This window comes from Streptomyces vietnamensis (genome assembly GCF_000830005.1).
GTDB lineage: Bacteria > Actinomycetota > Actinomycetes > Streptomycetales > Streptomycetaceae > Streptomyces > Streptomyces vietnamensis.
On the sequence record NZ_CP010407.1, the window covers coordinates 1235291 to 1259942 of the forward strand.

The window sequence follows — 24652 nt, forward strand, 5'->3', positions numbered from 1 at the left end:
TGGGCGCACGGCCCCCGGCACGGGCCGAAATCCCCGGGCGCACGCCCCCGACCTGCAAGTAACCTCATGGGCCGGGAACAAGGGGAGGATCCGCATGGCCGAGTTGACGACGTCCGAGTGGTGGGCGCTGCTGCCGGAGGGCATTCGCGGCGAGGTCGACGGGTACGTCCTCCAGGACCGCCGGCTCCAGGCGGCACGTGTCGTCTGGGAGACCTGCCGGAACCGCGGTCTGGGGCTCCACGAGGCGGAGGGCGTCGTCCACGAGCGGTACCTCCACCACGGCGACCGGATCGCGCGCACCCCCCTCAGCCCCCTCGACCTGGAGTCGCTGACCGCACGGGCCTCCGGCTGCCCGGGGCCCCTGGTCGCGATCGAGGCGGTCTGGGACGGCGACACCGTCCACGACTGGTTCGTGATCCTCCTCGCGATCACCGCCGAGCCCGTGGGCGAGCACCACCTCGCCACGATCTACCGGGAGACGGCCGTACGGCACCTGGGCGCCGCGCGGGCCGAGGAGGTGCGCCGTCCGGAGGCCGTGGCCGCCGGCGCGGCCGGCCGGGCCCTGGCCGAACACCTCGCGGTGCCCTTCCACTTCGCGAGCCCGGACACCCCGGACGACGAGGCCCCGCGCCGGCGACCGTGATCCGCGGGACGGGCCCTAGGGCCTGTCCCGCCGCACGGCCCGGCCGAGCAGCCACCGGCCCGAGACGCCCGTGACGAGGAGCCCCGCGACGAGGGTGACGAGGGCGGCGCCGGGTCCTGAGGTCCAGTCGACCGTGGAGGCGTGGGCGGCGAGGACCACGGCGAGGGCGAGGGCCACCGCCGGAACGGCCCGGAGCGCGGGGCGGATACGGGCCAGGTCGTCCTCCACGAGGGAGCCGAGGACGCCGACGCCGAGCGCGAGCGCCCACACGCCGAGGCCCTGTGCGTCGGCGCGGTTCACCGTCCACGGGAGCAGGGCTCCCCAGAAGGCGGGGAAGCACAGCAGGCCGGCGCCGATGCCGAGCCATCCCGAGCCGAGGACGGCGAGCAGCGGTTTCGACCAGGCGGGCAGGGGGGCGACCGGACGCCGCCCCGCCGCCCCCGTGCCGCCGGGCCGTCTGCGGTACTGCGCCGCCAGGCAGCCCACCGCCGCGAGGGCGAGGACGCCGAGGGTGGCGACCCAGCCGAGGCTGAACAGGGCGAGGAACAGCGGGCCGCCCCGTACGGCCTGGAGGGTGCCGGCGTTGAGCACGGACACCGTGAAGAGGCCGACGAGGACGATCGCGAGCGGCAGCACCAGGCACCGGACCTCCTCCCAGACGCGGGCCCGGCCGACCGTGAACAGCGCGGGCGCCACGCCCGCCATGGCCGCCCCGACGAGGCCGGGGCTCAGCGCCTCGGGCGACACCCAGGCGCCCGCCGCGTGCCCGGCCAGGCTCGCCACGGCGAGCAGTGCGCCCACGGTGGCGCTGATGCCGCCGACGACGCCGCTCAGGACCACGACGGCGGGCGAGAGGGCGCGGCCCTCGGGGCTTCCGGTGCTCATGGCCGTCTCCTGCGGAACGACGCTCATCCCTGGGCTCCTTCCCGGCTGGTGCCCGCCGCGACCCGGGCATCCGCCGGAGTCGTCGGCGGGTCGGCGAACTCCCGCTGTCTCTTGAGGACTTCACGGGCGTACAGGATCCGCAGGCTCACCGCCGTGACGGCCGCGTAGGCGAGCATGCCGCAGCCGATGCCGACGCCCGCGACGAGGGCCGTGATCCGGTCGAGGCCCAGGGTCCGTTCGAGTACGGGCAAGGTCACCGCCGAGAAGGCGGGTGCCAGGCACAGGGCGGCGAGGTGCAGCGACCACTCCTCGCGCGGCCACGCGGCGCCCCGTGCGCCGGCGCGTGCCGCCCGGGCGGCGATGACGGCGTACGTCACGGCGTACGGGACGAGGTACGCGAGGAGCAGTCGCCGCCCGGCGGTCCCCTCGTCGAGGAACGCCACGGTGATCCGCACCAGGCCGGCCGCGCCCGCGAGGTGGGCGGCGACCCGCACCGGCAGCGGGCACCACGTGCCGGTCAGGCCGGGAACGGTGGCGCGCCGGTCGAGGGCGCGGGAGGCGAGGAGGGCGCCGAAGGAGACGAGCGCGCCGAGGTGCATGATCGCGACGCGGTTGATGTCGGCCAGGCCGAGGCCGGGGTAGAGCGAGGGCAGCAGTCCCCATTCGATCCGCAGCAGCGGGGCGGTCATCAGGAAGCCGTAGCAGAGCAGCAGCCAGCGCTGGTGGAGGTCCGGGAAGCCGCGGACGGCGGCGAGGATCCCGAAGGTCACGCTGCCGACGGTGCCGACCAGGATCGTGGCGAGGACGATCCAGAACGCGGCCCCGCTGAAGGCCTCCGCCGGCGGGGTGCGCACCAGGTAGAGGGCGGCGCCCGCCATCGACGCGTACACCGTGACGGCGAAGACGGTGCCGGTGATCCGGTGCAGCCGGATGCGGCGCCGGACCGCGGAGAGCAGCTGCACGGGGCCGAGGAGCATGAGGAGGCCGCCGAGGACCGCGTGCACGATCAGGGGGATCAGGCTGCGCCCGTACGGTCCCATCCGGTCGCGCACGGCCTCGGCGACGAACTCCGGGGAGACGGCCCGGCCGAGGAGCCACTCGCCGAGGGCGGGCGCTCCCGGGCGGGCGTACGGCCAGAGTTCGGTCATGGCGATCGGCGCGTACGCCAGGCAGACCACGGTCACCGCGACGGTGGCCGCCCGCCCCCACCCCCGTCGCGTGCCGGCCGTACGCCTCATGGCGGTTCCCCCCATCACCGATAGTCCTGTCTGGACTATGGAGGAAGGTAGGGCGGGAGCCGGCCGGGGTCAACCGGTCGGTAACAAGCCGTCGTTCGCGAGATCAGGGCTCGCGGCTCTCCACCCACTGCCAGAAATCGACCATCATCCGCTCATAGCGGATGCCGAACTCCAGCGCCTCGCGCTGCCCGCGCGTCAGCAGCTCGCCGACCTCGTCCGCAAGGCCTTCGTACTCGCCCAGGGTCCTGCGGTGCTCGTCGATCTGGACCGGGGCGTGGACGCGCGGGCTGGCGCCGAACCACAGCTTGAGGATGCCCCGTTCGCGGGCCTCGACCGGGACGAAGGAGGGGTCGGCCAGCCAACCGCGCAGCGCGGCCGCCCCCTCCTCCGTGAGGCTCATCAGACGCCGGTTGCGGCCGCCCGGCTGGCGCACCTCCGACAGCAGCCCCGCCTCCAGGAGCCGGTCGCACTGCGCGTACACCTGCGCGTGCGGCATGGACCAGAACGGGGCCACCGTCCGCGCGGCCTCCACCTTCACGTCGTACGGACTGGCTTCGCCCAGTTTGTCGATGATGCCGAGCACGAGGAAGGAGGGAGTGGTCAACCGGACTTCAGACATGCGGCGACGGTATCGCGGCGGGCCGGTGCGGTGGCCGGGGGCAGTGCCCCCGGCCAGGCCTTCCGCTCCTACTCCGTCCGCAGTGCCCGCGCCGTGGCCGTACGGGCCGCCCAGCCCGCCGGGAGCAGCGCACCGGCCGTCGCGATCACGACGCCCGCCGCCGCGAGGAGCACGAGCAGCGGCGTGCCGTACACCTCGATGTCGGCGGGCGGGATCGTGGTGCCGACCGCGCGGCCCATCGCCGGCATCACCCAGCCGTGGAGGGCCACGCCGAGCGGTACGCCGACCGCGCCCGACAGGAGGCCGATGGCGCCGACGGAGGTGAGGACCTGCGCGACCGTCTGCCGCGGGGTCATCCCCAGGGCCTTGAAGACGCCCAGGTCACGGACGCGGTCGCGGGTGTCGAGGACGACCATGTCGAGCACCCCGAGGCAGGCGACGACGACCAGCATCAGGGTGAGCGTGACGATCAGGGCCTGCATCGCCCGGATGACGCCCGACCTGCTTCCCTCGGTGAGGGCGGCCTCCGCCCCGAGCGGTGCCACGGCGGCGTCGAGGCGCTCCGCGTAGCGCGCCGCGTCCGTGCCCCCGGTGACGGTCACGGCGAAGTCGGCGGGCTGGTAGCGGGCGTGCAGCGCGGCGACGGACGCCTCCCCGGTGCGCAGGGTCATGCCGTCGTCGCCCAGGTCGAAGACCTCACCGACGATCCGGACCCGGGCCGTGCGGCCCTGTTCGGAGAGGGTGACCGTGTCCCCGACGCGGACTCCGGTGGTGTGCAGGAACCGGGTCGGGGCGACGGCCTCCCCGGTGGCCCCGAACCAACGGCCGGAGACCATCGTGTGGCGGCTGCCGGCCGTGTCCCCCTCGTACGCGACGAGGGGCGCCCCGCCCTTGAGCCCGGCCACGTCCAGCTGGGTGCGGGCCGTCCGGTACACCGAGGCCGTTCCCGGGAGCGCGGCGATCGCCGCCGCGACGGCGGCCGGATCGGCCTGCCGGGGCATCTCCCCGCCCGGCGCTCCGGGGTCCCCGTGGGGCGGGGCGATCGTGTGGACGGTGACGTCGCCGCCCCGGTCCGGGTCTCCGTCGGCCTTGATGGCGACGAGCGTGCTGCCGAGTCCCACGGCGAAGGTCACCGCGAGGGCTCCGAAGGTCACCGCCGCGGCCGTGCTCGCCGCTCGTGCGGGGCGGGCGAAGGGCGCGGCGAGGCCCAGGGTGACCGGCCGGGGCAGCGGGAGGCGCCCGAGCAGGCCGAGGAGCGCGCGCCCCCGGCCGCCTCCGGTGGCGGGGCCCATGCGGAGGACCGTCGCGGTCGGCAGCCGGGCCGCGCGCAGGGCGGGCCCGAAGGCGGTGGCGGCCACGAGGGCGAGCCCGCCGGCCGGTACGGCGAGGTCGACCCACACGGGGATGAGGATCTCGGTCGTCCCGTACACCTCGGAGACCTCCGCCATGAGGGGTACGGCGAGCACGTTCCCGAGGGCGACGCCGAGCACGGCCCCGACGGTGCCCGGGATCAGCGCCTGCGCCACGTACGCGCGTCCCACCTGGAACGGGGTGAAGCCGAGGGACTTGAGGATCCCGATCCGGCGGGTCGCGGCGCCGACGGCTCCGCTCACCACGATGCCGATCACCAGGACCGACAGCGCCAGCCCGAGGAACGCGAAGGCGGTGACGAAGGGCACGAAGGCGGCCGTGGCCGCGCGCGCGGTCTCCCGCACGTCGAGGTACGAGCGGGCGCCGGTGACCGCCCCGGCGGGTACGGCGGCGGTGACGGCCTTCCGCCCGGCCGTCACCTCGGCGGCGGTGTCCGCCGCGGTGAGCCGGTAGAGCATCTGGAGCGCGGGCGGCCGCCCTCCCGCGAGCGCCGTGAGCTGCTCGGGTACGACCCAGGCGTCGGCGCTCTCGCCGACCGACTCGGCGATGCCCACCACGGTGAGGGTGACGCCGCCGGCGGTCACCCGGACTCCCGGGCCGGTTCTCGGAGGTTCGGATCCCCGCTCCAGGACGATCTCGCCGGGAGCCGTGGCCCACCGGCCCTCCACCACGGTCACCGCGTCCACGGGCCCGGCGGCGGAGGCCCGGCCGACGACCGTCAGCGGCGGCGGTGCGAACCCGGGCGGGGCCGCCCGGTCCGCGCTCAGGCGCAGGGAGGTGACGGCGAAGGGACCCGAGGCCGCGGCCACCCCGGACGCACGGGCGGTGGCGGCGAGGCGCTCCGGGGTGACGGCCGATCCGTCGAACCGCACGGTCAGATGGGCGCCGTGCTGCCGCGCGAAGGCCCGGTCGAAGGGCGCCCCGGAGGCGACGAGGAGGCCGAGCGCGAGGACGGCGGAGGCGACGGACAGCAGCGTGGTCAGGACCATGACGGCGGTCTGCGTACGACGCCGCCCGACCCCGGCCCGTACGACGCGGCCGAGGGCGCCTCCGGTGGTGGGATCCGCGCTCATCGGGCCACCGCCGTGACGTCGCGGGCGATGCGGCCGTCGACGAGTTCGATCGTGCGCGTCGCGCAGGCCTCGGCGAGCGCGAGGTCGTGGGTGACGAGGACGATCGTCTGTCCGTCGGCGTTCAGTTCGCGCAGGAGGTCGCGGACGTCCGCACCGGACGCGGTGTCCAGGGCCCCCGTCGGCTCGTCGGCGAGGAGCAGCGGCGGACGGTTCATCAGGGCGCGGGCGACGGCGACGCGCTGCCGCTCGCCGCCGGAGAGACGGCCGGGGTGCACGCGCGCGTGGCGGGCGACGCCGAGCTGGTCGAGGAGTTCGGCGGCGCGGGCCGCCGCCCGGCCGCGCGGCATGCCGGCGAGCTGGGCGGGGAGCAGCACGTTGTCGAGGACGGTGAGGTCGTCGAGGAGGTTGAAGAACTGGAAGACCATGCCGACGCGGTCGCGCCGGTAGAGGGCGGAGGCCGTCTCGCTCAGCGCGTCGACGCGCAGCCCGTCGACGGTCACGCGGCCGGTGCTCGGCCGGTCGAGGCCGGCGAGGAGGTTGAGCAGGGTCGACTTGCCGCTGCCGGAGGGACCGAGCACGGCGAGCGACTCCCCTCGTGCCACGCGCAGGTTCAGCCCGGCGAGGGCGGCCGGCCCCTCGTCGTACGTCCTGCCGACCTCGCTCAGGTCGATCAGCGGCTCGGCTGAGGATGGGGTCATGGGGCCCTCCGGGGCTCGGGGTCGAGTGGGTGTGCACCGACGCTAGGAACGGCCCGCCCCCGGCCGCGTCGGCCGCGGTGGCGAAGATCCGTACCGTGTGCGGTGGATGCGCGGGCGGGTCATCCGCGCGATGTACATCGCGGGGACGGCGCCCTGGTCCCCCGGGCCGATTCGCCCGCGCGGCCCGCTTGGCACACTGCACCGGTGAGCAGGTACGAGCAATTCCTGGGCCGGATACGCGGATCGCGGACCATCGGCGCCTTGCCCCCGCTGTCCCGCTGGGCGTGGCTGGCCGACGGGCTGCTCGCCCTGTCGCTCGCCGTGGCCACGCTCGTCGGGAACCTGGACCGCACGTACGTCGAGCTCCGGCCCTACCCGGCCGTGAGCGGGGCACCGGTGACGGGGCGCCTTCCGACTCCGCCCGCGCTCCCGGACGTACCGGGGGTTCCGGGGGCTCCGGACCCTCGCCCCTTGCATGCCGTGGAGCACGTGCTGCCGCCGGTGGAGGCCTGGGAGATCGTGGCGGCGCTGCTGACCGCGCTGCCACTGGTGCTGCGACGGCGCTTCCCGCTGGCCGTGTACTGGGTGGTGACGGTCGCGTCGGTGGTGCTGCACCTCGGGGACGCGGCCGACGACGCCACGCGGACCACCTTCGCCGCGGGGCTCGTCGCGGCGTACAGCGCGGCGATGCACAGCCCGCACCGCAAGTCGGTGCTGGCCTCGCTCCTGGCGGGTGCCCTGCTGTACGCGGTCTTCCCGCTGGTCCCGAAGGTCGACAGCGACCTGGTGCCCCTCCTCGTCCTCCTCCCGCTCGCCCTCGCCTCGCACGGCGTCCACCTGTGGCGGCAGCGGGAACGGGTGCTGCGGGCGGAGCAGGAGGCGGCGCTGCGCCGGGCAGTGGAGGCGGAGCGGTCGCGGATCGCCCGGGAGCTGCACGACGTGGTGACCCACAACGTGAGCATGATGACGATCCAGGCCGGTGCGGCGCGCACGGTCCTCGCCGCCTCGCCCGAGCTGGCCCGGGAGGCGATGCTCGCGGTGGAGGCGGCCGGGCGGACGGCGATGTCGGAACTGCGGCACGTGATGGGGTTGTTGACGATGGCCGCCGACGGTCCCGATCCGGCCGTCGCCGTGGCGCTCGCCCCGCAGCCGGGCCTGGACGCGCTGACGGAGCTGACGGACCGGGTGCGCGCCTCGGGGGTGCCGGTGGAGGTGGAGGTGCGGGGTGACCGGGTGGAGCTGCCGGCCGGTGTGGACCTCGCCGCGTACCGGGTGGTGCAGGAGGGCCTCACGAACGCGGTGAAGCACGCGGCGGGCGCGCGGGTGTCGGTGACGGTCGAGTACGGGGCGGACCGGCTGCGGGTGGAGGTGTCCGACACGGGCGGGCGCCGGCTGCGGACGGCGGAGCCGGGCGGCGGTCACGGACTCCTCGGCTTGCGGGAACGGCTCGCGGTGTACGGCGGTACGCTCGACGCGGGCGGCCGCCCGCACGGCGGGTACCGGGTCCGTGCGGTGATTCCGTGGGAGGTTCCGTGACCGTGGCCGACGCTCCGCGCGTGGTGATCGTCGACGACCAGGCGCTGGTGCGGACCGGTTTCCGGATGATCCTCGCCGCCGACGGCATCGACGTGGTCGCGGAGGCCGCCGACGGCGACGCGGCGGTGGCTGCGGTCCGCAGGACCCGGCCGGACGTGGTCCTGATGGACATCCGGATGCCGGGCACGGACGGTCTGGAGGCCACGCGCCGCATCCTCGCGGACGAGACGGCGACACGGCCGAGGATCGTCGTCCTCACCACGTACGACCTCGACCAGTACGTGTACGCGGCGCTGGCCGCGGGCGCGAGCGGCTTCCTGCTCAAGGACGTCACGCCCGAGCACCTGACGGCGGCGGTCCGGCTCGTCCGCTCCGGGGACGCCCTGCTCGCCCCGGCGATCACGCGCCGCCTGGTGGAGCGCTTCGCCGCCTCCGGTACGGGGACGGGGCCGCGGACCGTCGCCCCGCACCGCGAACTCGCCACGCTCACCCCGCGCGAGCTGGAGGTCCTGGAGGCCCTGGCGCGCGGCCACACCAACGCCGAACTGGCCGCGCGGTTCCGGCTGAGCGAGGCGACGGTGAAGACGCACGTCGCCCGCATCCTCCAGAAGCTCCGGCTGCGCGACCGGGCCCAGGCGGTGATCGCCGCCTACGAGACGGGCCTCGTCACCCCGGGCTCGGCCGGCGACGGCACGGACTGAACGACCGGGTCCTCCGGTGGTCCGGCCTCCGGGTCGAGGAGGTCGCCCAGCGCGGCCAGCCGGATCAGCCGCAGGATCCGCGGCTGGTCGCAGACGAGCCGCCAGCGTGCACCGCGCCGGCGCATGCGCCCGGCGCAGTGGGCGAGGAGTCCGAGCCCGGTGGCGTCGCAGAAGGTGAGACCCCGGATGTCGACGGTCAGGGCGTCGGACTCCCGGACGAGGGCGTCGAGCTCGGGCCGCAGGTGCCGCACCAGGACCAGGTCGAGCTCGCCCCGGAGGGCGACGACGGTGTGACCGCCGGTCGAGCCGACGACGAGGTACGGGTCATGACGGGGGATCAGCTGCATCGGACGCTCCACAGGGTGGCTCCATGTGTCACGTCGAGCGTGGCCGCCCCGCTGCGGGGAGGGACGTTTCACCTCGGCCGCTGTCACCTGAATCGGTGAACATCCGGACCTCTTTCCCTCGTTCGGGCAAGCGCGGGCCGAACGTGTGCGCGGAGCGCCGCCAGCGGGATGCGGCGGAACTCCACGGTCTCGTACGGGCTCCTCGTCCCGGTCTCGTGGAGGAGGCCGACCGTCGCCGCGTCCAGCGGCACCAGGTCCGAGTAGGCCGCCTTCCGCCGGTCCACCGTCAGGGCCTTCGTGAAGGTCCGCCCGCCGTCCGTACTGGTCCAGACCGCCGGCTCCGCGCGGGCGTCCGGCACCGAGGGGGCCGAGAACAGCAGGATCCCGTCACGGCCGCCCACGTACAGCAGGCTGCCCTGCACGACGGGGACGCGGTCCAGGGCGTGCTGGGGCGCGAAGGGGCGGTCGAGGCTCGTGCCGCCGTCGCGCGAGGAGGCGTCCGCGCGGTTGCCGGGGCTCGTCCCCAGCTGGTCGCGGGAGCTGAAGTACAGGCTTCCGTCGGGGAGTTGGGCCACGGCCGTCTCATTGGCGTTGACGAACCCGTCGTAGGCGTCGTCCACCAGGCCGAGGCGCCAGGACCGGCCGCCGTCGTCGCTGTAGAGCACGTGCGCCCCGTAGTGGCGGGGCTCCTCGCCGGTGTCCGTGGATCCCTCGGGCGGCGCCGCCGAGTGGTCGGCGGGCACGACGAGCCGGCCGGCGTGCGGGCCCCGCGTCAGGGCGAGGGCGTGGCCGGGCCCGGTGGCGTACCAGCGCCATCCGGGCTTCTTCACGCGCGCGGTGATCTCGCGCGGAGCGGAGAACGTCCGCCCGTCGTCGGAGCTGCGCTGGACGAAGACCCGGCGGCCTCGTGCGGCGGAGACCTCACCGCGCAGGATCCGCCGCTCGGTCGCCTCCGCGCCGTTGTACGAGCTGAGCAGCACCACGTCGCCCGAGCGCGGGTCGACGACCGGTGCGGGGTTGCCGCGCGTGTCGCCGTCCCCGGCGGCGACGACGAGCGTCGGCCCCCAGGTGCAGCCGCCGTCCTCCGACCGCCGCGCCACGATGTCGATGTCGCCACTGTCCCCCGCCCCGCCCCTGCGGCCCTCGGCGAAGGCGAGCACGGTCCCGGCGCGGGTCCGCACGGCGGCCGGGATGCGGTAGCTCGCGTAGCCGCCGACGCCGGCGGCGTACGGGACGGACACCTCGCACCCGGCCGGGCCCTCCGGCGGCCCCGGCTCCCCGGCGGACCCCGCCGCGGCCCCCGCCGCGACCCCCGGCGGGCCCGGCTCCACCGGCTCCACGGCGGCGAGTTCGACGACGGTCAGTCCGGCGAGGGCCGGCACCAGGAGCGACAGGACGACCAGCCGGACGCTCCTCACGGTCACGCGCCTCACAGGCCCCCCTGGCGCCGCATCACGGTCACGCGTCCCACCGTCCCTCCCCGGCGGCGCGACGAGCCGTACTCCGGGACGACACGAGGGGCCGTCCGCGTGAATTCACGCGGACGGCCCCTCTTCCGAGCCCCGGCGGGAGGCTCAGCCCGCGAACCGGGCCATCCACTCCTCGACCTCGGTCGAGGAGCGCGGCAGACCGGCCGACAGGTTCTCGTGGCCCTCGTCGGTGACGACGAGGTCGTCCTCGATGCGGACGCCGATGCCGCGCCACTCCTCGGGCACGGTCAGGTCGTCCGGCTGGAAGTACAGGCCGGGCTCGACGGTGAGCACCATGCCCGGTTCGAGGACGCCGTCGACGTACTCCTCCGTGCGGGCCTGCGCGCAGTCGTGGACGTCCAGGCCCAGCATGTGGCCGGTGCCGGCCATGGTGAAGCGGCGCTGGAGGCCGAGCTCGTAGGCGCGGTCGACGGGCCCCTCGATGAAGCCCCACTCGACGAGGCGCGCCGTCAGGTGGCGCTGGGAGGCCTCGTGGAAGTCGCGGTACGGGGCGCCGGGCTTCACCGCGGCCATGCCGGCTTCCTGGGCCTCGTACACCGCGTCGTACACCTGGCGCTGGACGGGGGTGAAGGTGCCGCTGATGGGGAGGGTGCGGGTGACGTCGGCGGTGTAGAGGGAGTGCGTCTCCACGCCCGCGTCGAGGAGGAGCAGCTCGCCGGGGACGACCGGGCCGTCGTTCTGCGTCCAGTGCATGATCGTGGCGTGGTCGCCGGCGGCGCAGATCGAGCCGTAGCCGACGTGGTTGCCCTCCAGGCGGGCCCGGCGGAAGAAGGTGCCCTCGATCCACCGCTCGGAGGAGGCGATCGCCCGGGAGAGTTCGGCGACGCAGTCGGTGAAGCCGCGCACGGTGGAGTCCACGGCCTTGCGCATCTCGCCGAGCTCCCACGCGTCCTTGACGAGGCGGAGGTCGCTGAGCGCGCCCTCCAGCTCGGCGTCGCGCTCCTCGTCGGTGGTGACGGCGGCTTCGAGGGCCGGGTCGATGCCGCGGACGATGCGGGTCGGCAGGTCGGAGCCGGCGGCGAGGTCCTCGGTGATGGTGCGGACGTCGCGGCAGGGCAGGCCGAGGACGGTCGCGGACTCGGCGAGGGAGCGGCGGCGTCCCATCCACAGCTCGGCGGTGTAGCCGATCCAGAACTCGTCGTTGTCGCGGCTGTCGCGGGGCAGCTGGTAGCAGTAGGCGTCGTGGCCGCCGTCGGCGCGGGGTTCGAGGACGAGCGCGCCGTCGCGGGCCTGGTCGCCGGTCATGTGCACATAGCCGGAGTACGGGCGGAACGGGTAGTTGTCGTCGTTGGAGCGGTACTTGAGGTTGCCCGAGGGGACGATCAGGCGCTCGCCGGGGAAGAGAGCGGAGAGCGCGGCGCGGCGCTCGGCCGCGTAGGGGGCCTGCTCGGCCGGTTCGAGGTCGTGCCGCTCGGTGTCCGCCCAGCCCGTCCTCATCAGAGCGGAGAGCTCCTCGGAGACGCCGTTGTAGAGGCCGTTCTTGCGAGCGTTCGCCACGTCCTGCACCTTCTTCCGGGTACGTTCTCGGCCGCCGGTCGTCGGCGGGCACCCGGACGGTACTGCGCCGCGGGCCCGCCGGGTGCCCGGATCGGCCAGTGGCACAGATCGGCCACACCCCGGGCGGCGGGGGCGGTCGGGGCGGGCCGATAATGCGGTCCATGGCGAACGCGAAGCTCAGTGAGGCGCTCCGGCTCCTGGGGATCGGCGAGGAGGCCCGCCGGGTCTACGTCCGGCTCCTGGACCTCGGTCCCGCGCCGCTCGACGCCGTCGGTTCCGCGGCCGGGCTCGACGGCGCGGAGCTTGCGGCGGCGTACGGGGAGCTGGTCGACGCGGGCCTGGCGAGTCCGGCGGCGCAGGGCCCCGACCTGGTGGCCCCGGTGCCCCCGGCCGCGGGCCTGGAGATCCTGGGACGGCACCGGGCGGCCGAGCTCGACGAGTCGCGGCTCACCGTCGGGGGCGCCTTCGAGTCGTTCCGGCGGCAGCGGCTCGCCGCGTACAACGACGATCTCGTGGAGGTCGTCACCGGCGACGCGATCGGTCCCCGGAGCCGGCAGGCCTGGGCCAGTGCCCGCGAGCAGATCCGGCAGTTCGACACGCCCCCGTACACGCCCATCCCGGGCTCGACCGACGACGCGCTCGCGACGCTGGCCCGGGGGGTGACGCAGCGGGTCATCTACTCCCAGGCGTCGCTCGAGCACCCGGACAAGATGCGGACGGTCATCGAGCCGTGCATCGAGGCGGGCGAGCAGGCGAGGGTGCTGCCGTCGCTCCCGGTGAAGCTCATGATCATCGACGAGGCGTACGCGCTGGTGTCGCTGTCGATCAGGGAGGCCGACGTGCACAACACGATGCTGGTCGTGCAGCCGTGCGGGCTCCTGTCCGCCCTGGTGGCCCTGTTCGAGCAGACCTGGCAGAGCGCCCTGCCGTTCCACGGCCGCACGGCCCGTCCGGCGGGCGTGCTGCCCGCCGGACTGCTGCCCGCCGACCGCCGGCTGCTCTGGCTGCTCGCGGGCGGGGCGAGCGACGACGTCATCGCCCGGGAGATCGGGGTCAGCCGTCGCACGCTCTTCCGCCGGATCCAGGTCCTCATGGCCCGGCTCGGCGCCACGAGCCGCTTCCAGATGGCGCTGCAGGCGCAGCGCCAGGGCTGGCTGTAGGCACGGGCCGGGTCAGGCGCGTCAGGTCAGGTGCCGCCTGAGGAAGGTGTGCACGAGGGCGCTGTTGTGGGCGGCCTGTTCGTTGTCCCCGGCGCCCGCGTGGCCGCCGCCGGTGTTCTCGTGGAACAGGACGGGGTGGCCGAGCTCCCGCAGCCGGGCCGCCGTCTTGCGGGCGTGGCCGGGGTGGACGCGGTCGTCGCGGGTGGAGGTCATCAGGAGCACCGGCGGATAGGTCCGGTCGGCCTCGATCCGGTGGTACGGGGAGAGTTCCCGCAGGTGGGCGAGGTCGGCCGGGTCGTCCGGGTCGCCGTACTCGGCGATCCAGGACGCGCCCGCGAGGAGCTTGTGGAAGCGGGTCATGTCGAGCAGCGGGACCTGCGCGACGATCGCGCCGAACAGCTCCGGGTGGCGGGTGAGCATCGCGCCCATGAGCAGGCCGCCGTTGCTGCCGCCGGAGGCGCCGAGCCGGTCCGGGGTGGTGATGCCCCGGGCGACGAGGTCCTTCGCGACGGCCGCGAAGTCCTCGAAGGCCCGCGGGCGTTCGGCGCGCAGCGCGGCCTGGTGCCAGTCCGGCCCGTACTCGCCGCCGCCCCGGATGTTCGCGATGACGTACGTGCCGCCGCCCTCCAGCCACGCCCGGCCGGTGACGGCGCCGTAGTACGGGGTGAGGGAGACCTCGAAGCCGCCGTAGCCGTAGAGCAGGGTGGGGCCGGGACCGGCGGCGACGTGGTCGGGGCCGATGACGAAGTACGGCACGCGGGTGCCGTCGGCGGAGGTCGCGAAGTACTGCTCGACGGTGAGTCCGGCGGTGTCGAAGCGGTCCGGGGCCTGCTTGAGGACCTCCGTGTCTCCGCCGATGTGCCCGCGGTGGAGGCTGGAGGGCTGGAGGAAGCCCGAGACGTCGAGGAAGTACTCGTCGGAGACGTCCGGGTCCGTGTCCACGACGCTCACGGCGGACAGCGCCGGGACGCCGACGAGCGGGGTGCGCGTCCAGCCGGTGCCGTCGCGGCCCGGGGTGAGGACCTCGAGGTGGGTGCTGACGTCCCGCATCGTCTCCAGGATCAGATGGTGGCGGGTCCAGGAGTGCCCGGCGAGGGCCGTCCGCGCGTCCGGGGCGAACAGCACCTCGGGGGTCCGGTCGCCCGCGAGGAAGGCGTCGAAGTCGAACGCGAGGAGGGAGCCGGTGGGCTGCCCGAGCCACTCGGACTTCAGGGTGACGAGCAGGTGCCGGCGGTGGGCGTGGACGACGGCGTCGTCGGGGACGTCGATGCGTACGGTGGTGCCGTCGGGCTCCAGGAGGTACGTCTCGCTGCGGAAGAAGTCGAGCGAGCGGCCGACGAAGTCCCGCTCGAAGCCGGGCGTGTCGTCGCGGTACCCCCAGGCCGAGACGTCCGTGTCCGCGGCCTCGTAGACGAGCTCGGACTCCTCGATCGGCGTGCCGCGCCGCCAGCGGCGGACCGTGCGCGGATAGCCGGAGTCGGTCAGCGAGCCCGGTCCGGTGTCCGTGCCGACGAGGACGGTGTCGGCGTCGATCCAGCCGATCCGCGTCTTCGCCTCCGGCACCTCGAAGCCGTCCTCGACGAACTCCCGCGTGGCGAGGTCGAATTCGCGGACCACGACGGCGTCCCCGCCGTCCCGGGACAGGCGCACCAGGGCCCGGTCGTAGGCGGGACGGCGCACCCGCGCCCCGTCCCACACCCACTTCTCGCCCTCCGCGGCGGCCAGCGCGTCGACGTCGAGGAGGACCTCCCACTCGGGCGCGTCCTTGCGGTACTGCTCCAGGGTCGTGCGCCGCCACACCCCGCGCACGTGCTCGGCGTCGCGCCAGAAGTTGTAGAGGTACGCGCCGCGACGCGCGGTGTACGGGATGCGGTCCGAGGCGTCGAGCACCTCCCTCACGCGCGCCTTCAGCGGGGCGAACCCGGCGTCGGCGGCCAGCACGTCCGCCGTCTCGGCGTTCCGCTCGGCCACCCACGCGAGGGCGGCCTCGCCGGAGATGTCTTCCAGCCACAGGTACGGGTCGTCTTCGCTCACCCCCGTATTGTGCGGGACCCGGGTCAGCTCCCGCTCTCGCGGTGGAGCCGTACCGCGAGGTGGTGCTGGAGCGGGCGGCCGACGGCGGCGAGGTCGTGGACGAAGTCGAGGGTGTCCTCGCCGGTGAGGGTGTAGCGGCGGCGGGTGGCGTCGACCTGCTTGGCGGTGGGGGCGAGCGCGACCTCGTGGGTGGTGAGGTCGACGGTGGTGCCGTCCGCGCGGCCGACGGCGATCTCCGCGATGCCGGTGGGCTGGGTGATCAGCGCCTCGACCCCGCCTTCGGGCTGCAGCCGCCACCAGCCGCTCTCCCGGGCCGAGGGCCGCAGCGGGGTGCCGGTCTCGTCGATCAGCCAGGCCCGTGCCTCGTAGTGCAGGAAGGGGCGCCCGTCGTGGCTGAAGGTGACCTCCTGCTCGTACGCGAACTCCTCGGCGAGCGAGGGATAGCCGCCCCGGCCGCGCCCGACCCAGGTCCCGAGCAGCCCGGTCACCGGGGCGAGCAGCGCGTGCGGCGCGGGCGCCTCGTCCGCCCGGAACGCGTCGGGGTACGGGTGCTGCCGGTCGCGGTCGTTCATGGGGTGTGCTCCTGGGTCGGGACCTGTGCCGTACGGCAGCTTAGGCCGCGGGGTCCGGCGCGCCCCGCAGGGAGAGCCGAAGGACCGTGGTGGCGACGGCCCCGGCCACGAGGCCGCAGGTCAGGGCGGCCGGGATGCCGTTGCCGATGCCGGCGGTGGAGTAGAGGAGGTCCTGCTGGGGGCCCGCCTGGACGACCGCGATCCGGAGGAGCTGGGCCGCGAGCAGCCCGAGGACGGTGACGCAGACCGCGCCCACCGCCATGGCCGGGAGCGTGACCCGGGTGAGGAGCCCGGGGAGCCGGCTCAGGGCCCACCAGACGACGGCGAGGAGGAGGACGTCGGAGGCGCGGTAGAGGAGCCAGTCGCCGAGCGGGCCGCCCGCCGGGCCGTCCCAGGCGCCGAGCAGCAGCCACTGGCGCAGCAGGTCGCCGGGCTCGGAGAGGAGTCCGCCGTCCGGGGAGAACTCCTGGAGGGCGGCGGCGACCCGCTGGTACGAGAGGACGACCACGGACAGGGCGATCACGGCGGTCCCGGCGGTGGCGGCCAGGCGCGCGGCGCGGACCGGGACGTCCGTGCGGGGCAGCGGTCCCGCGCCCCCGGCGGTGATCCGCGCGACGAGGACGGTCGCTCCCGCCGCGACGAGCGAGACGGCCACGGGGAGCTGCCGTCCGCCGGCGATCACGTTCGCCAGCTGGGGCAGGAGGCGGTAACTGCCGTGTCCCATCGAGGCGATCATCCACGGGGCGGACACGGCGAGCGCCAGGGTCCCGGCCACCGCGCCCCAGGCCCACAGCGCGAGGAACGCGGCCGTCGTCCGCCCGCGCACGGGCGGCAGCCTGCGGACCAGGAGCAGCGCACCGAGCACGAAGGCGACGAGGACGGCTCCGTACCGGATCTGGAGCCCGGTCGTGTACAGCCCGCCGTAGTGGTCGCGGTGGTCGCCGCCCGAGGTGTCCGGGACGTAGCCGGAGGCCTGCGCGCCGGAGTCGAGGAAGACCGGGGGGTCGTACGCCCAGGGGGTCAGCCAGCGCTGGAGCTCGGCGACCGCCCCGGTGCCGAGCGTCCCGCCGCTGCCGGGCAGCTGCAGCGCATCGGCGCTGGATCCCGCCCACCACAGGAGTGCGGTGAGCAGCAGCCCGCCGATCAGCGCGGGTATCGCCGCGCGCCGGTACGTCATGTCGTCTCCCCCGTCGTGAACGTGCTGTCGGTGTACCCCTGTTGGAGACTAGGGCGCGGTGATCACACGTGGGGCACGGTCGCACGTCGGTTCGGTCGGTTCGGTCGGTTCCTTCGGTCCGGCCGGTCCTTTCGGTTCGGCCGGTCCTTTCGGTTCGGTCGGTTCTTCGGTCCGGTCGGTTCCGTCAGTTCGGTCGTTTCAGCAGGCGCGGGCCGCGCGTCCAGGGGCCGAGACGCCGTTGACCCGGCGCGTGGCGACCGCTACGTTCGCGCCATGTTGCGTACAGCCCTGCTCACCACGCGCGGTCACATCGACCTGCTGCGGGTGGCCTCCGCCGCGTGTCGCCGCGGCTGCTGACGCCCTTTCCCCTTCACCGCGCCTCTTCTGAGGCTCTGCTCGCCGTGCGCGCGTGTTCACCCCGCGCCCACGGCCGCTGACGCGTACCTTCGCCTCCCTCTCCCCCGGAGTCCGTCATGACGGTCGACCATGCCCCGCCCTCGTCCCCGCCCGACATATCGCCTTTGCCGGATGTCGAGTCCCTGACTCCCGCCCGGGGGCCCGGCCGCGGCCCGTCCGTTCCGCGCTGGCTGCGCCGGACCGTGGGCCCGGTGCTGCTGCTCGTCCTCTGGCAGGCGAGCAGTGCGGCGGGGGTGCTTCCGGCGGACGTGCTCGCCTCGCCGGGGACCATCGCCCGGGCCGCCGGCGAGCTGGTCGGGGACGGGACGCTGCCGACCGCGATGGGCGTCTCGCTGCGCCGGGTCGCCGTGGGGCTGCTCCTCGGCGGGGTGGTGGGGATCGCGCTCGCCCTGGTGTCCGGGCTCTCGCGGCTCGGGGAGGACCTCGTCGACGCTCCCGTGCAGATGCTGCGGACGGTGCCGTGGGTCGGACTCATCCCGCTGTTCATCATCTGGCTGGGGATCGGCGAGGCGCCCAAGGTGGCGCTGATCGCCCTCGGCGTCGCCTTCCACCTCTATCTGAACGTGTACGCCGGGATCCGGGGCGTCGACGCGGGGCTCGTCGAGGCGGGCGAGTCCCTGGGGCTCGGCCGGTGGGGTCTGGTCCGGCACGTCGTCCTGCCGGGGGCGCTGCCCGGGGCGATGACCGGCCTCCGCTACTCCCTGGCCACGGCCTGGCTCGCGCTCGTCTTCGGCGAGTCGATCAACGCCGACGCCGGGATCGGCTTCCTCATGAACCAGGCGCGGGAGTTCTTCCGCACGGACGTGATCGTCGTCTGCCTGGTCGTCTACGCCTTCCTCGGCCTGCTCGCCGACGCCCTCGTCCGCACTCTCGAAAGGCTCCTGCTGCAATGGCGACCGACCTTCACGGGGCAGTGACCGTCCAGGGTCTCACCCGCTCCTTCGACGGGCGTCCCGTCGTCGACGGGCTCGATCTGACCCTGCGCGCCGGGCAGTTCACGGCGCTCCTCGGGCACAGCGGCTGCGGCAAGTCGACCCTCCTGCGGATCCTCGCGGGCCTCGACCGGGAGGTCTCCGGCACGGTCCTGGTGCCGCGCCGCCGCGCGGTCGCCTTCCAGGCGCCGCGCCTCATGCCCTGGAAGAAGGTCTGGCGGAACGTGCTGCTCGGGCTGCCGGGGAAGCCGGGCCGCGCGGTGGCGGAGAAGGCGCTCGCCGAGGTGGGGCTCGGCCACCGCTCGGGAGCGTGGCCGAAGACCCTGTCGGGCGGGGAGGCCCAACGCGCGTCCCTCGCCCGGGCGTTGGTAAGGGATCCGGATCTGCTGCTGCTCGACGAGCCGTTCGGCGCGCTCGACGCGCTGACCCGGATCAAGGCCCAGCGGCTCGTGGCCGAGCTGTGGCAGCGGCGCGGCTGCACGGTGCTGCTCGTCACGCACGACGTCGACGAGGCGCTGCTGCTCGCGGACCGGGCGCTGGTGATGCGGGACGGCGTGATCGCGTACGACACCGCCGTCGACCTCGACCGGCCCCGCTCCCCCGGCGATCCCGCGCTCGCCGCGCTCCGCACCCGCCTGCTCGCCGAACTGGGCGTGGCGGATGCCGAGTTGGCAACAAGCACGACGTCCTGACCACCACACCGAACACTCTCCGAGGAGACGACCGTGAAATCCTTCCGTCTGTCCGCCGCGGCACTGCTCGTGCCGCTCGCCCTGCTCGCCTCCGCCTGCTCCGGTGCCTCCGCGGCCGGCGACACCACGAACTCCGACGGCAAGGGCTCCCTCGTCCTGAACGTCGGCGACCAGAAGGGCGGCTCCGAGGCCCTGCTGCGTGCCGCCGGTGAGCTCGACGACCTCCCGTACCGGATCAAGTGGTCGACGTTCACCTCCGGCCCACCGCTCCTGGAAGCGGTCAACGCCAAGGCCGTCGACATCGGCACCGTCGGCAACACGCCGCCCGTCTTCGCCGCCGGCGCGGGCTCGAAGATCACCGTGGTCGCCGCGACGCACGGCGACTCCGCGGGCGAGGCGATCCTCGTCCCCAAGGACTCGCCGCTGCGCACCGCGCGGGACCTGAAGGGGAAGCGGATCGCCGTCGCCCAGGGCAGCTCCGCCCACTTCCAGCTGATCTCCTCGCTCCGTCAGGCCGGTCTGGGGCTCGACGACGTCCAGGTCAGCCTGTTGCAGCCGGCCGACGCCCTGGCCGCGTTCACCAGCGGCAAGGTCGACGCCTGGGCGGTCTGGGACCCGTACACCTCCCAGGTCCTGCTGAGCGGCAAGGGCCGGGTGCTGACCGACGGGCGCGGCCTCGTCAACGGCCTCGGCTTCCAGGTCGCGGCCCCCTCGGCGCTGGCCGACCGGGAGAAGGCGAAGGCGATCGGCGACCTCGTCGAGCGGCTGCGCCGCGCCCAGGGCTGGGTGTTCGACCACCCCGAGGACTGGGCGAAGGCCTGGGCGAAGGAGACCGGGCTGCCGTACGAGGTGGCGCTGGCCGCAGTGAAGCGCAGCAACGGGACCCGCATCCCCGTCGCCCTCGACGACGCGGCGATCGCCTCCGAGCAGAAGATCGCCGACACCTTCGCCGAACTCAAGCTGATCCCGCACACGTTCCGCTTCGCCGACTACGTCGACACCCGCTTCAACAAGGACCTGCCGCCCTCCACGACCCCGGCGCGCAGCTACGGAAAGGCCTCCTGATGACCGTCCATCTGCACTGGTTCCTGCCGACCGGCGGCGACGGCCGGACCCTCGTCGACCGGCACGCCTACACGGACGGCGGGATCACCCGGAACCGGACCGTGTCCGGGGTGCGCGCCCCCGACATCGACTACCTCGTCCAGATCGCCAAGGCGGCCGAGCAGCTGGGCTTCGAGGCCGTGCTGACGCCGACCGGCACGTGGTGCGAGGACGCCTGGCTGACGACGGTCGCGCTGGCCCAGCACACCGAGCGCCTCAAGTTCCTGGTGGCGTTCCGGCCGGGAGTGATCTCACCGGTGCTCGCGGCGCAGATGGCGTCCACGTACCAGCGGATCACCCGGGGGCGGCTGCTGCTCAACGTCGTGACCGGCGGCGACTCGGCCGAGCAGCGCCGCTTCGGCGACCATCTCGACCACGACCGGCGGTACGCGCGCACGGCCGAGTTCCTCTCGGTGGTGCGGGGCGTGTGGGGCGGGCGGCCGTACGACTTCGAGGGCGAGCACTTCCGGATCGAGGGCGGGCTCACCGCGCTGCCGCCGGACCCGCTGCCCGAGATCTTCTTCGGCGGTTCGTCCGCGGCGGCCGGTCCGGTCGCGGCGGAGCACGCCGACGTGTACCTGACGTGGGGCGAGCCGCCGTGGCAGGTGAAGGAGAAGATCGACTGGATCCGGCGGCTCGCGGAGGAACGCGGCCGGACGGTCCGGTTCGGGATCCGGCTGCACACGATCTCGCGCGATTCGGCGCGCGAGGCCTGGGCGACGGCCGACCGGCTGCTCTCCGATCTCGACGCGGAGACCGTCGCGGCGGCGCAGGAGCTGCTCGGCCGGAGCGAGTCGGTCGGCCAGCAGCGGATGCTGGCGCTGCACGGCGGCGGTTCGCTCGACCGCGACCGGCTGGAGATCTCGCCGAACCTGTGGGCGGGCGTCGGTCTGGTACGGGGCGGGGCCGGGACCGCGCTCGTCGGCAGCCACGCGGACGTGGCGGACCGGATCGAGGAGTACCACGACCTGGGTGTGGAGCACTTCGTCCTGTCCGGCTACCCGCATCTGGAGGAGGCGTACTGGTTCGGCGAGGGCGTGACGCCCGAGCTGGCGGCGCGCGGGCTGCTGCCGTCGGCCCCCGTCTCCCCGTTGCTCGGCGTGCCGGCGGCGAACGGCCGCCCGGCCTCGGCTCCGGGCGGTGCGCCGCTGCTCGTGTCCGGCGGGCGGTAGTCCCCCGGCCTGCGGGGGTGCGGGAAGAACCGCACCCCCGCCCCGGTTGGTGGAAGCGTGAACGATTTCGGGTTCGAAGAGGTCGCAGAGGTCAGGACGGTGGACGTCGTCGTCATCGGCGCCGGGCAGGCGGGGCTCTCGGCCGCCTTCCACCTGCGGCGCGCCGGCCTGGAGCCGGACCGGGACTTCGTCGTCCTGGACCACGCCCCGAACCCGGGCGGCGCCTGGCAGTTCCGCTGGCCCTCGCTCACGTACGGCAAGGTCCACGGGATGCACGCGCTGCCCGGCATGGAGCTGACCGGGGCCGATCCCTCGCGCCCCTCCTCGGAGGTGATCGGCGCGTACTTCGACACGTACGAGCGGACCTTCGACCTGCGGGTCCACCGGCCCGTCGACGTCACGGCCGTCCGGGAGGGCGAGGGCGGCCGGCTCCGGGTCGAGACCTCGGAGGGCGTGTACGCGACCCGGGCCCTGATCAACGCGACGGGCACCTGGGACCGTCCGTTCTGGCCGCGCTACCCGGGGCAGGAGACCTTCCGGGGCCGTCAGCTGCACACCGCCCAGTACCCGGGCCCCGAGGCGTTCGCCGGGAAGCGGGTGCTCGTCGTGGGCGGCGGGGCCTCGGGCACCCAGCACCTCATGGAGATCGCCGAGGTCGCCGCGGGGACGACCTGGGTGACCCGGCGCGAGCCCGTCTACCGCGAGGGCCCCTTCGGCGAGGTGGAGGGCCGCGCGGCCGTCGCCCTGGTCGAGGACCGGGTACGGCGCGGGCTGCCGCCTCAGAGCGTCGTCTCGGTCACGGGACTTCCCCTCAACGACGCGATCCGCGCGGCACGCGCGCGCGGGATCCTGGACCGGCAGCCGATGTTCGACCGGATCACCCCGACCGGGGTGGCCTGGGACGACGGCCGGACGGTCGACGTGGACGTCATCCTGTGGGCGACCGGTTTCCGGGCGGCGATCGACCATCTGGCGCCGCTGCGGCTGCGGGAGCCGGGCGGCGGCATCCAGGTGGAGGGCACGCGCGCGGTACGGGACGAACGCGTCCACCTCGTCGGCTACGGCCCCTCGGCCTCGACGATCGGCGCCAACCGGGCGGGCCGCGCGGCCGTCTCCGACATCCGCCGCCTCCTGGACCGCGACCGGGTCGCCGCGCCGACCGTCTGACCTGCCGGTTGCGCGAACCCGGCGAGCGCGCACGCGGCGGCGCCGCCGGCCCCCTGGGACGGGGGACCGACGGCGCCGGGCACTGCGATCGTCAGACGAGCCAGCCCAGGAAGTGGAGGACGCCGGCGAGCAGGTTGGTGATGACGTTCATGGTGGTGCTTCTCCTCGTACAGGTACATCAGTGGGACGTGTGCGGTCGCGGTCTGCAGCCCGTCGCTCGCACTCCGTAATCTTCCGATGCCTCAGGGGAGCCGGGCAACGAATCCCGGAACGATCACACGTTCTGGGGAACAACCGCTCCCACGTTCGCCTGTTCGGTACGGGCGTCCCGGCGGACCAGGGCCGCGTACCGCCCGTCCTGGGCGAGGAGCTCCTCGTGCGTCCCGCGCTCCGCGATGCCGCCCGCCTCCAGGACGACGATCTGGTCGGCGTCGCGGACGGTGGAGAGCCGGTGGGCGATGGTGATCGTGGTGCGGCCGGCCGACAGGGCGTCGATGGCGCGCTGCACCGCGTGCTCGGTCCGGGTGTCGAGGGCGCTGGTCGCCTCGTCGAGGATCAGCACCGGCGGGTCCCGCAGGATGGTGCGCGCGATGGCGAGGCGCTGCTTCTCGCCGCCGGAGAAGCGGTAGCCGCGCTCGCCGACGAGGGTGTCGTACCCCTCGGGGAGCGAGGCGATGTGCTCGTGGATCTGGGCGGCGCGCGCGGCGGCCTCTATCTCCTCGTCGGTGGCGTCCGGCTTGGCGAAGCGGAGGTTGTCGGCGACGGAGGCGTGGAAGAGGTACGTCTCCTGGGAGACGACGCCGACGGCGCGGGCGAGGGTGTCGAAGTCCAGGTCGCGCACGTCGACCCCGTCGAGGGTGACGCGGCCGCCGGTGACGTCGTACAGCCGGGGCACCAGGTAGCTGAGGGTGGACTTGCCGGAGCCGGTGGGGCCGACGACGGCCAGGCTGCCGCCGGCGGGGACGGTCACGTCGATGCCGTCCAGGGTGGGGCGGCCCTGCCCCTCGAGGTCGTAGTGGAACTCGACCTTCTCGAAGGCGACCTCGCCGCGGATCTTCGCCAGCCGGACCGGCTCGTCGGGTTCGGTGATGTCGACGGGCAGGTCGAGGTATTCGAAGATGCGCTGGAAGAGCGCGAGGGAGGTCTGCACCTGCACGCCGGTGGAGAGCAGGCTGACGGCGGGCCGGAAGAGGCCCTGCTGGAGCGAGACGAAGGCGACGAGCGTGCCGAGCGAGATCTCCGAGCCGCCCGAGCCGAGGGCGATGCCGGCGGCCCAGTAGATCAGGGCGGGCATGGCGGCCATGACGATGCCGATGGTGGACATCCGCCACCGCCCGGCCATGGAGGAGCGCACTTCGAGGTCGACGAGGCGCTCGGACTCCTCGGCGAAGGACCTGGTCAGCGAGTCGGCGCGGCCCATGGTGCGGCCGAGCAGGATGCCGCTGACCGAGAGGGACTCGGTGACGGTCGCGGCCATGGCGGCCATCTGCTTCTGGCGCTGGGTGGTGATCTTCTTGCGCTCGCGGCCGACGCGCCGGCTGATCCAGACGAAGACCGGCAGCAGGAGCAGCGAGACGAGGGTGAGCCGCCAGTCGAGGGCGAGCATGGCGACGACGGTCGCGACGACGGCGGTGAGGTTGGAGACGAGGGAGGTGGCCGTGGAGGTCACGGTCGCCTGCATGCCGCCGATGTCGTTGGCGATGCGGGACTGGACCTCGCCCGTACGCGTGCGCGTGAAGAAGGCGAGCGGCATCCGCTGGAGCTGCTCGTAGACCCCGGTGCGCAGGTCGTGCATGACGCGCTGGCCGACGGTGGTCGAGATGAGGGTCTGGAGCACGCCGAAGACGCTGGTGAGGACGGCGGTGGCGATCATGCCGAGGGCGAGCAGGCTGAGCAGCCCGGTGCGGCCCTGGGGGATCGCGGTGTCCAGGATCTCCCGGAGGAGGAACGGCGAGGCGACCGACACGAGCGAGGCGGCGCCGACCAGGAGGCCGACGAGCGCGAGGCGCGCGCGGTAGGGGCGGAAGAGCCGAAGGATCCGCCGCACCTGGGCGGGCTCCTTGGGCTGGCCGGAGTCGCGGGGCGGGGGCGTCCAGTCGGACTGGTCGTGGGGGCGCATGGGCTCCT

At 74.4% G+C, this 24652-nt stretch carries 21 protein-coding genes; 9 read left to right on the forward strand and 12 right to left on the reverse strand.

Translation table 11 applies throughout. The annotated features are described in order from the left end of the window. Nucleotides 1-94 precede the first annotated feature (94 nt). Nucleotides 95-643 (forward strand): hypothetical protein, encoded by a 549-nt coding sequence (locus tag SVTN_RS05305; RefSeq protein ID WP_041128000.1) that lies wholly within the window; start codon nt 95-97, stop codon nt 641-643. Nucleotides 644-658: 15 nt separating this feature from the next. On the opposite strand, the gene SVTN_RS05310 is transcribed toward SVTN_RS05305, so the two are convergent. The 5 genes from SVTN_RS05310 to SVTN_RS05330 all read right to left on the reverse strand — a co-directional run bounded on the left by SVTN_RS05310 (nt 659) and on the right by SVTN_RS05330 (nt 6527). Continuing rightward, on the reverse strand, nt 659-1528 hold the full coding sequence (locus tag SVTN_RS05310) for a hypothetical protein (RefSeq protein ID WP_159026425.1): 870 nt from the start codon (nt 1526-1528) through the stop codon (nt 659-661). A 23-nt stretch (nt 1529-1551) separates the two neighbouring features. Then, nucleotides 1552-2766 (reverse strand): DUF2306 domain-containing protein, encoded by a 1215-nt coding sequence (locus tag SVTN_RS05315; protein ID WP_052498992.1) that lies wholly within the window; start codon nt 2764-2766, stop codon nt 1552-1554. A 103-nt stretch (nt 2767-2869) separates the two neighbouring features. Further along, nucleotides 2870-3385 carry a PadR family transcriptional regulator gene (locus SVTN_RS46100; RefSeq protein WP_041128003.1) on the reverse strand — a complete coding sequence of 172 codons (516 nt, stop codon included), beginning with the start codon at nt 3383-3385 and terminating at the stop codon, nt 2870-2872. A 68-nt stretch (nt 3386-3453) separates the two neighbouring features. Continuing rightward, nucleotides 3454-5829: an ABC transporter permease gene (locus SVTN_RS05325; protein WP_041128004.1), complete on the reverse strand. Its 2376-nt coding sequence runs from the start codon at nt 5827-5829 to the stop codon at nt 3454-3456. Continuing rightward, nucleotides 5826-6527 carry an ABC transporter ATP-binding protein gene (locus tag SVTN_RS05330; RefSeq protein ID WP_041128005.1) on the reverse strand — a complete coding sequence of 234 codons (702 nt, stop codon included), beginning with the start codon at nt 6525-6527 and terminating at the stop codon, nt 5826-5828. The genes SVTN_RS05325 and SVTN_RS05330 overlap by 4 nt, the downstream gene beginning before the upstream one ends. A gap of 204 nt (nt 6528-6731) precedes the next feature. Between SVTN_RS05330 and SVTN_RS05335 the strand changes: the two genes are divergently transcribed. Continuing rightward, a complete protein-coding gene (locus tag SVTN_RS05335) occupies nt 6732-8063 on the forward strand; it encodes a sensor histidine kinase (RefSeq protein WP_041128006.1) in 1332 nt (443 codons plus the stop codon). Nucleotides 8064-8065: 2 nt separating this feature from the next. Further along, nucleotides 8066-8764: a response regulator gene (locus tag SVTN_RS05340; RefSeq protein ID WP_041133621.1), complete on the forward strand. Its 699-nt coding sequence runs from the start codon at nt 8066-8068 to the stop codon at nt 8762-8764. Here the strand turns inward: SVTN_RS05340 and SVTN_RS05345 are convergent. The 3 genes from SVTN_RS05345 to SVTN_RS05355 all read right to left on the reverse strand — a co-directional run bounded on the left by SVTN_RS05345 (nt 8713) and on the right by SVTN_RS05355 (nt 12098). Next, a complete protein-coding gene (locus SVTN_RS05345) occupies nt 8713-9111 on the reverse strand; it encodes an STAS domain-containing protein (RefSeq protein ID WP_041128007.1) in 399 nt (132 codons plus the stop codon). The two genes, SVTN_RS05340 and SVTN_RS05345, sit on opposite strands and share 52 nt — an antisense overlap. Before the next feature lie 83 nt (nt 9112-9194). Next, complete coding sequence (locus SVTN_RS05350) at nt 9195-10451, reverse strand: sialidase family protein (RefSeq protein WP_425429043.1); 1257 nt, start codon at nt 10449-10451, stop codon at nt 9195-9197. Nucleotides 10452-10685: 234 nt separating this feature from the next. Beyond that, nucleotides 10686-12098 carry an aminopeptidase P family protein gene (locus SVTN_RS05355; RefSeq protein WP_041133623.1) on the reverse strand — a complete coding sequence of 471 codons (1413 nt, stop codon included), beginning with the start codon at nt 12096-12098 and terminating at the stop codon, nt 10686-10688. Between the two features lie 161 nt (nt 12099-12259). On the opposite strand from SVTN_RS05355, the gene SVTN_RS05360 reads away from it, so the two are divergent. Further along, on the forward strand, nt 12260-13258 hold the full coding sequence (locus tag SVTN_RS05360) for a helix-turn-helix domain-containing protein (protein WP_174518232.1): 999 nt from the start codon (nt 12260-12262) through the stop codon (nt 13256-13258). A gap of 21 nt (nt 13259-13279) precedes the next feature. Here the strand turns inward: SVTN_RS05360 and SVTN_RS05365 are convergent, their stop codons facing one another. Genes SVTN_RS05365 through SVTN_RS05375 form a run of 3 tightly spaced genes read right to left on the reverse strand, consistent with a single transcriptional unit; the run spans nt 13280 to nt 17041 of the window. Continuing rightward, a complete protein-coding gene (locus SVTN_RS05365; protein ID WP_041128009.1) occupies nt 13280-15292 on the reverse strand; it encodes a prolyl oligopeptidase family serine peptidase in 2013 nt (670 codons plus the stop codon). A gap of 23 nt (nt 15293-15315) precedes the next feature. Continuing rightward, nucleotides 15316-15864 carry a nitrobindin family protein gene (locus SVTN_RS05370; protein ID WP_041128010.1) on the reverse strand — a complete coding sequence of 183 codons (549 nt, stop codon included), beginning with the start codon at nt 15862-15864 and terminating at the stop codon, nt 15316-15318. Between the two features lie 40 nt (nt 15865-15904). Then, nucleotides 15905-17041, reverse strand: a complete 1137-nt coding sequence (locus SVTN_RS05375; protein ID WP_041128011.1) for a hypothetical protein — start codon at nt 17039-17041, stop codon at nt 15905-15907. Between the two features lie 473 nt (nt 17042-17514). Between SVTN_RS05375 and SVTN_RS05380 the strand changes: the two genes are divergently transcribed. The 5 genes from SVTN_RS05380 to SVTN_RS05400 are packed head-to-tail and all read left to right on the forward strand — an operon-like array spanning nt 17515 to nt 22525. Then, the gene (locus SVTN_RS05380) at nt 17515-18375 is read left to right on the forward strand and encodes an ABC transporter permease (protein WP_041128012.1); all 861 of its coding nucleotides are present in this window, start codon (nt 17515-17517) and stop codon (nt 18373-18375) included. After that, the gene (locus SVTN_RS05385) at nt 18348-19082 is read left to right on the forward strand and encodes an ABC transporter ATP-binding protein (protein ID WP_041128013.1); all 735 of its coding nucleotides are present in this window, start codon (nt 18348-18350) and stop codon (nt 19080-19082) included. Before SVTN_RS05380 ends, SVTN_RS05385 begins: the two co-directional genes overlap by 28 nt. Nucleotides 19083-19115: 33 nt before the next feature. Continuing rightward, a complete protein-coding gene (locus SVTN_RS05390; RefSeq protein WP_041128014.1) occupies nt 19116-20147 on the forward strand; it encodes an ABC transporter substrate-binding protein in 1032 nt (343 codons plus the stop codon). Next, nucleotides 20147-21358, forward strand: a complete 1212-nt coding sequence (locus tag SVTN_RS05395) for an LLM class flavin-dependent oxidoreductase (RefSeq protein WP_041128015.1) — start codon at nt 20147-20149, stop codon at nt 21356-21358. Before SVTN_RS05390 ends, SVTN_RS05395 begins: the two co-directional genes overlap by 1 nt. A 57-nt stretch (nt 21359-21415) precedes the next feature. After that, a complete protein-coding gene (locus tag SVTN_RS05400; protein ID WP_041128016.1) occupies nt 21416-22525 on the forward strand; it encodes an NAD(P)-binding domain-containing protein in 1110 nt (369 codons plus the stop codon). Nucleotides 22526-22799: 274 nt separating this feature from the next. On the opposite strand, the gene SVTN_RS05405 is transcribed toward SVTN_RS05400, so the two are convergent. Next, nucleotides 22800-24644 carry an ABC transporter ATP-binding protein gene (locus SVTN_RS05405; protein ID WP_041128017.1) on the reverse strand — a complete coding sequence of 615 codons (1845 nt, stop codon included), beginning with the start codon at nt 24642-24644 and terminating at the stop codon, nt 22800-22802. Nucleotides 24645-24652: the final 8 nt, after the last annotated feature.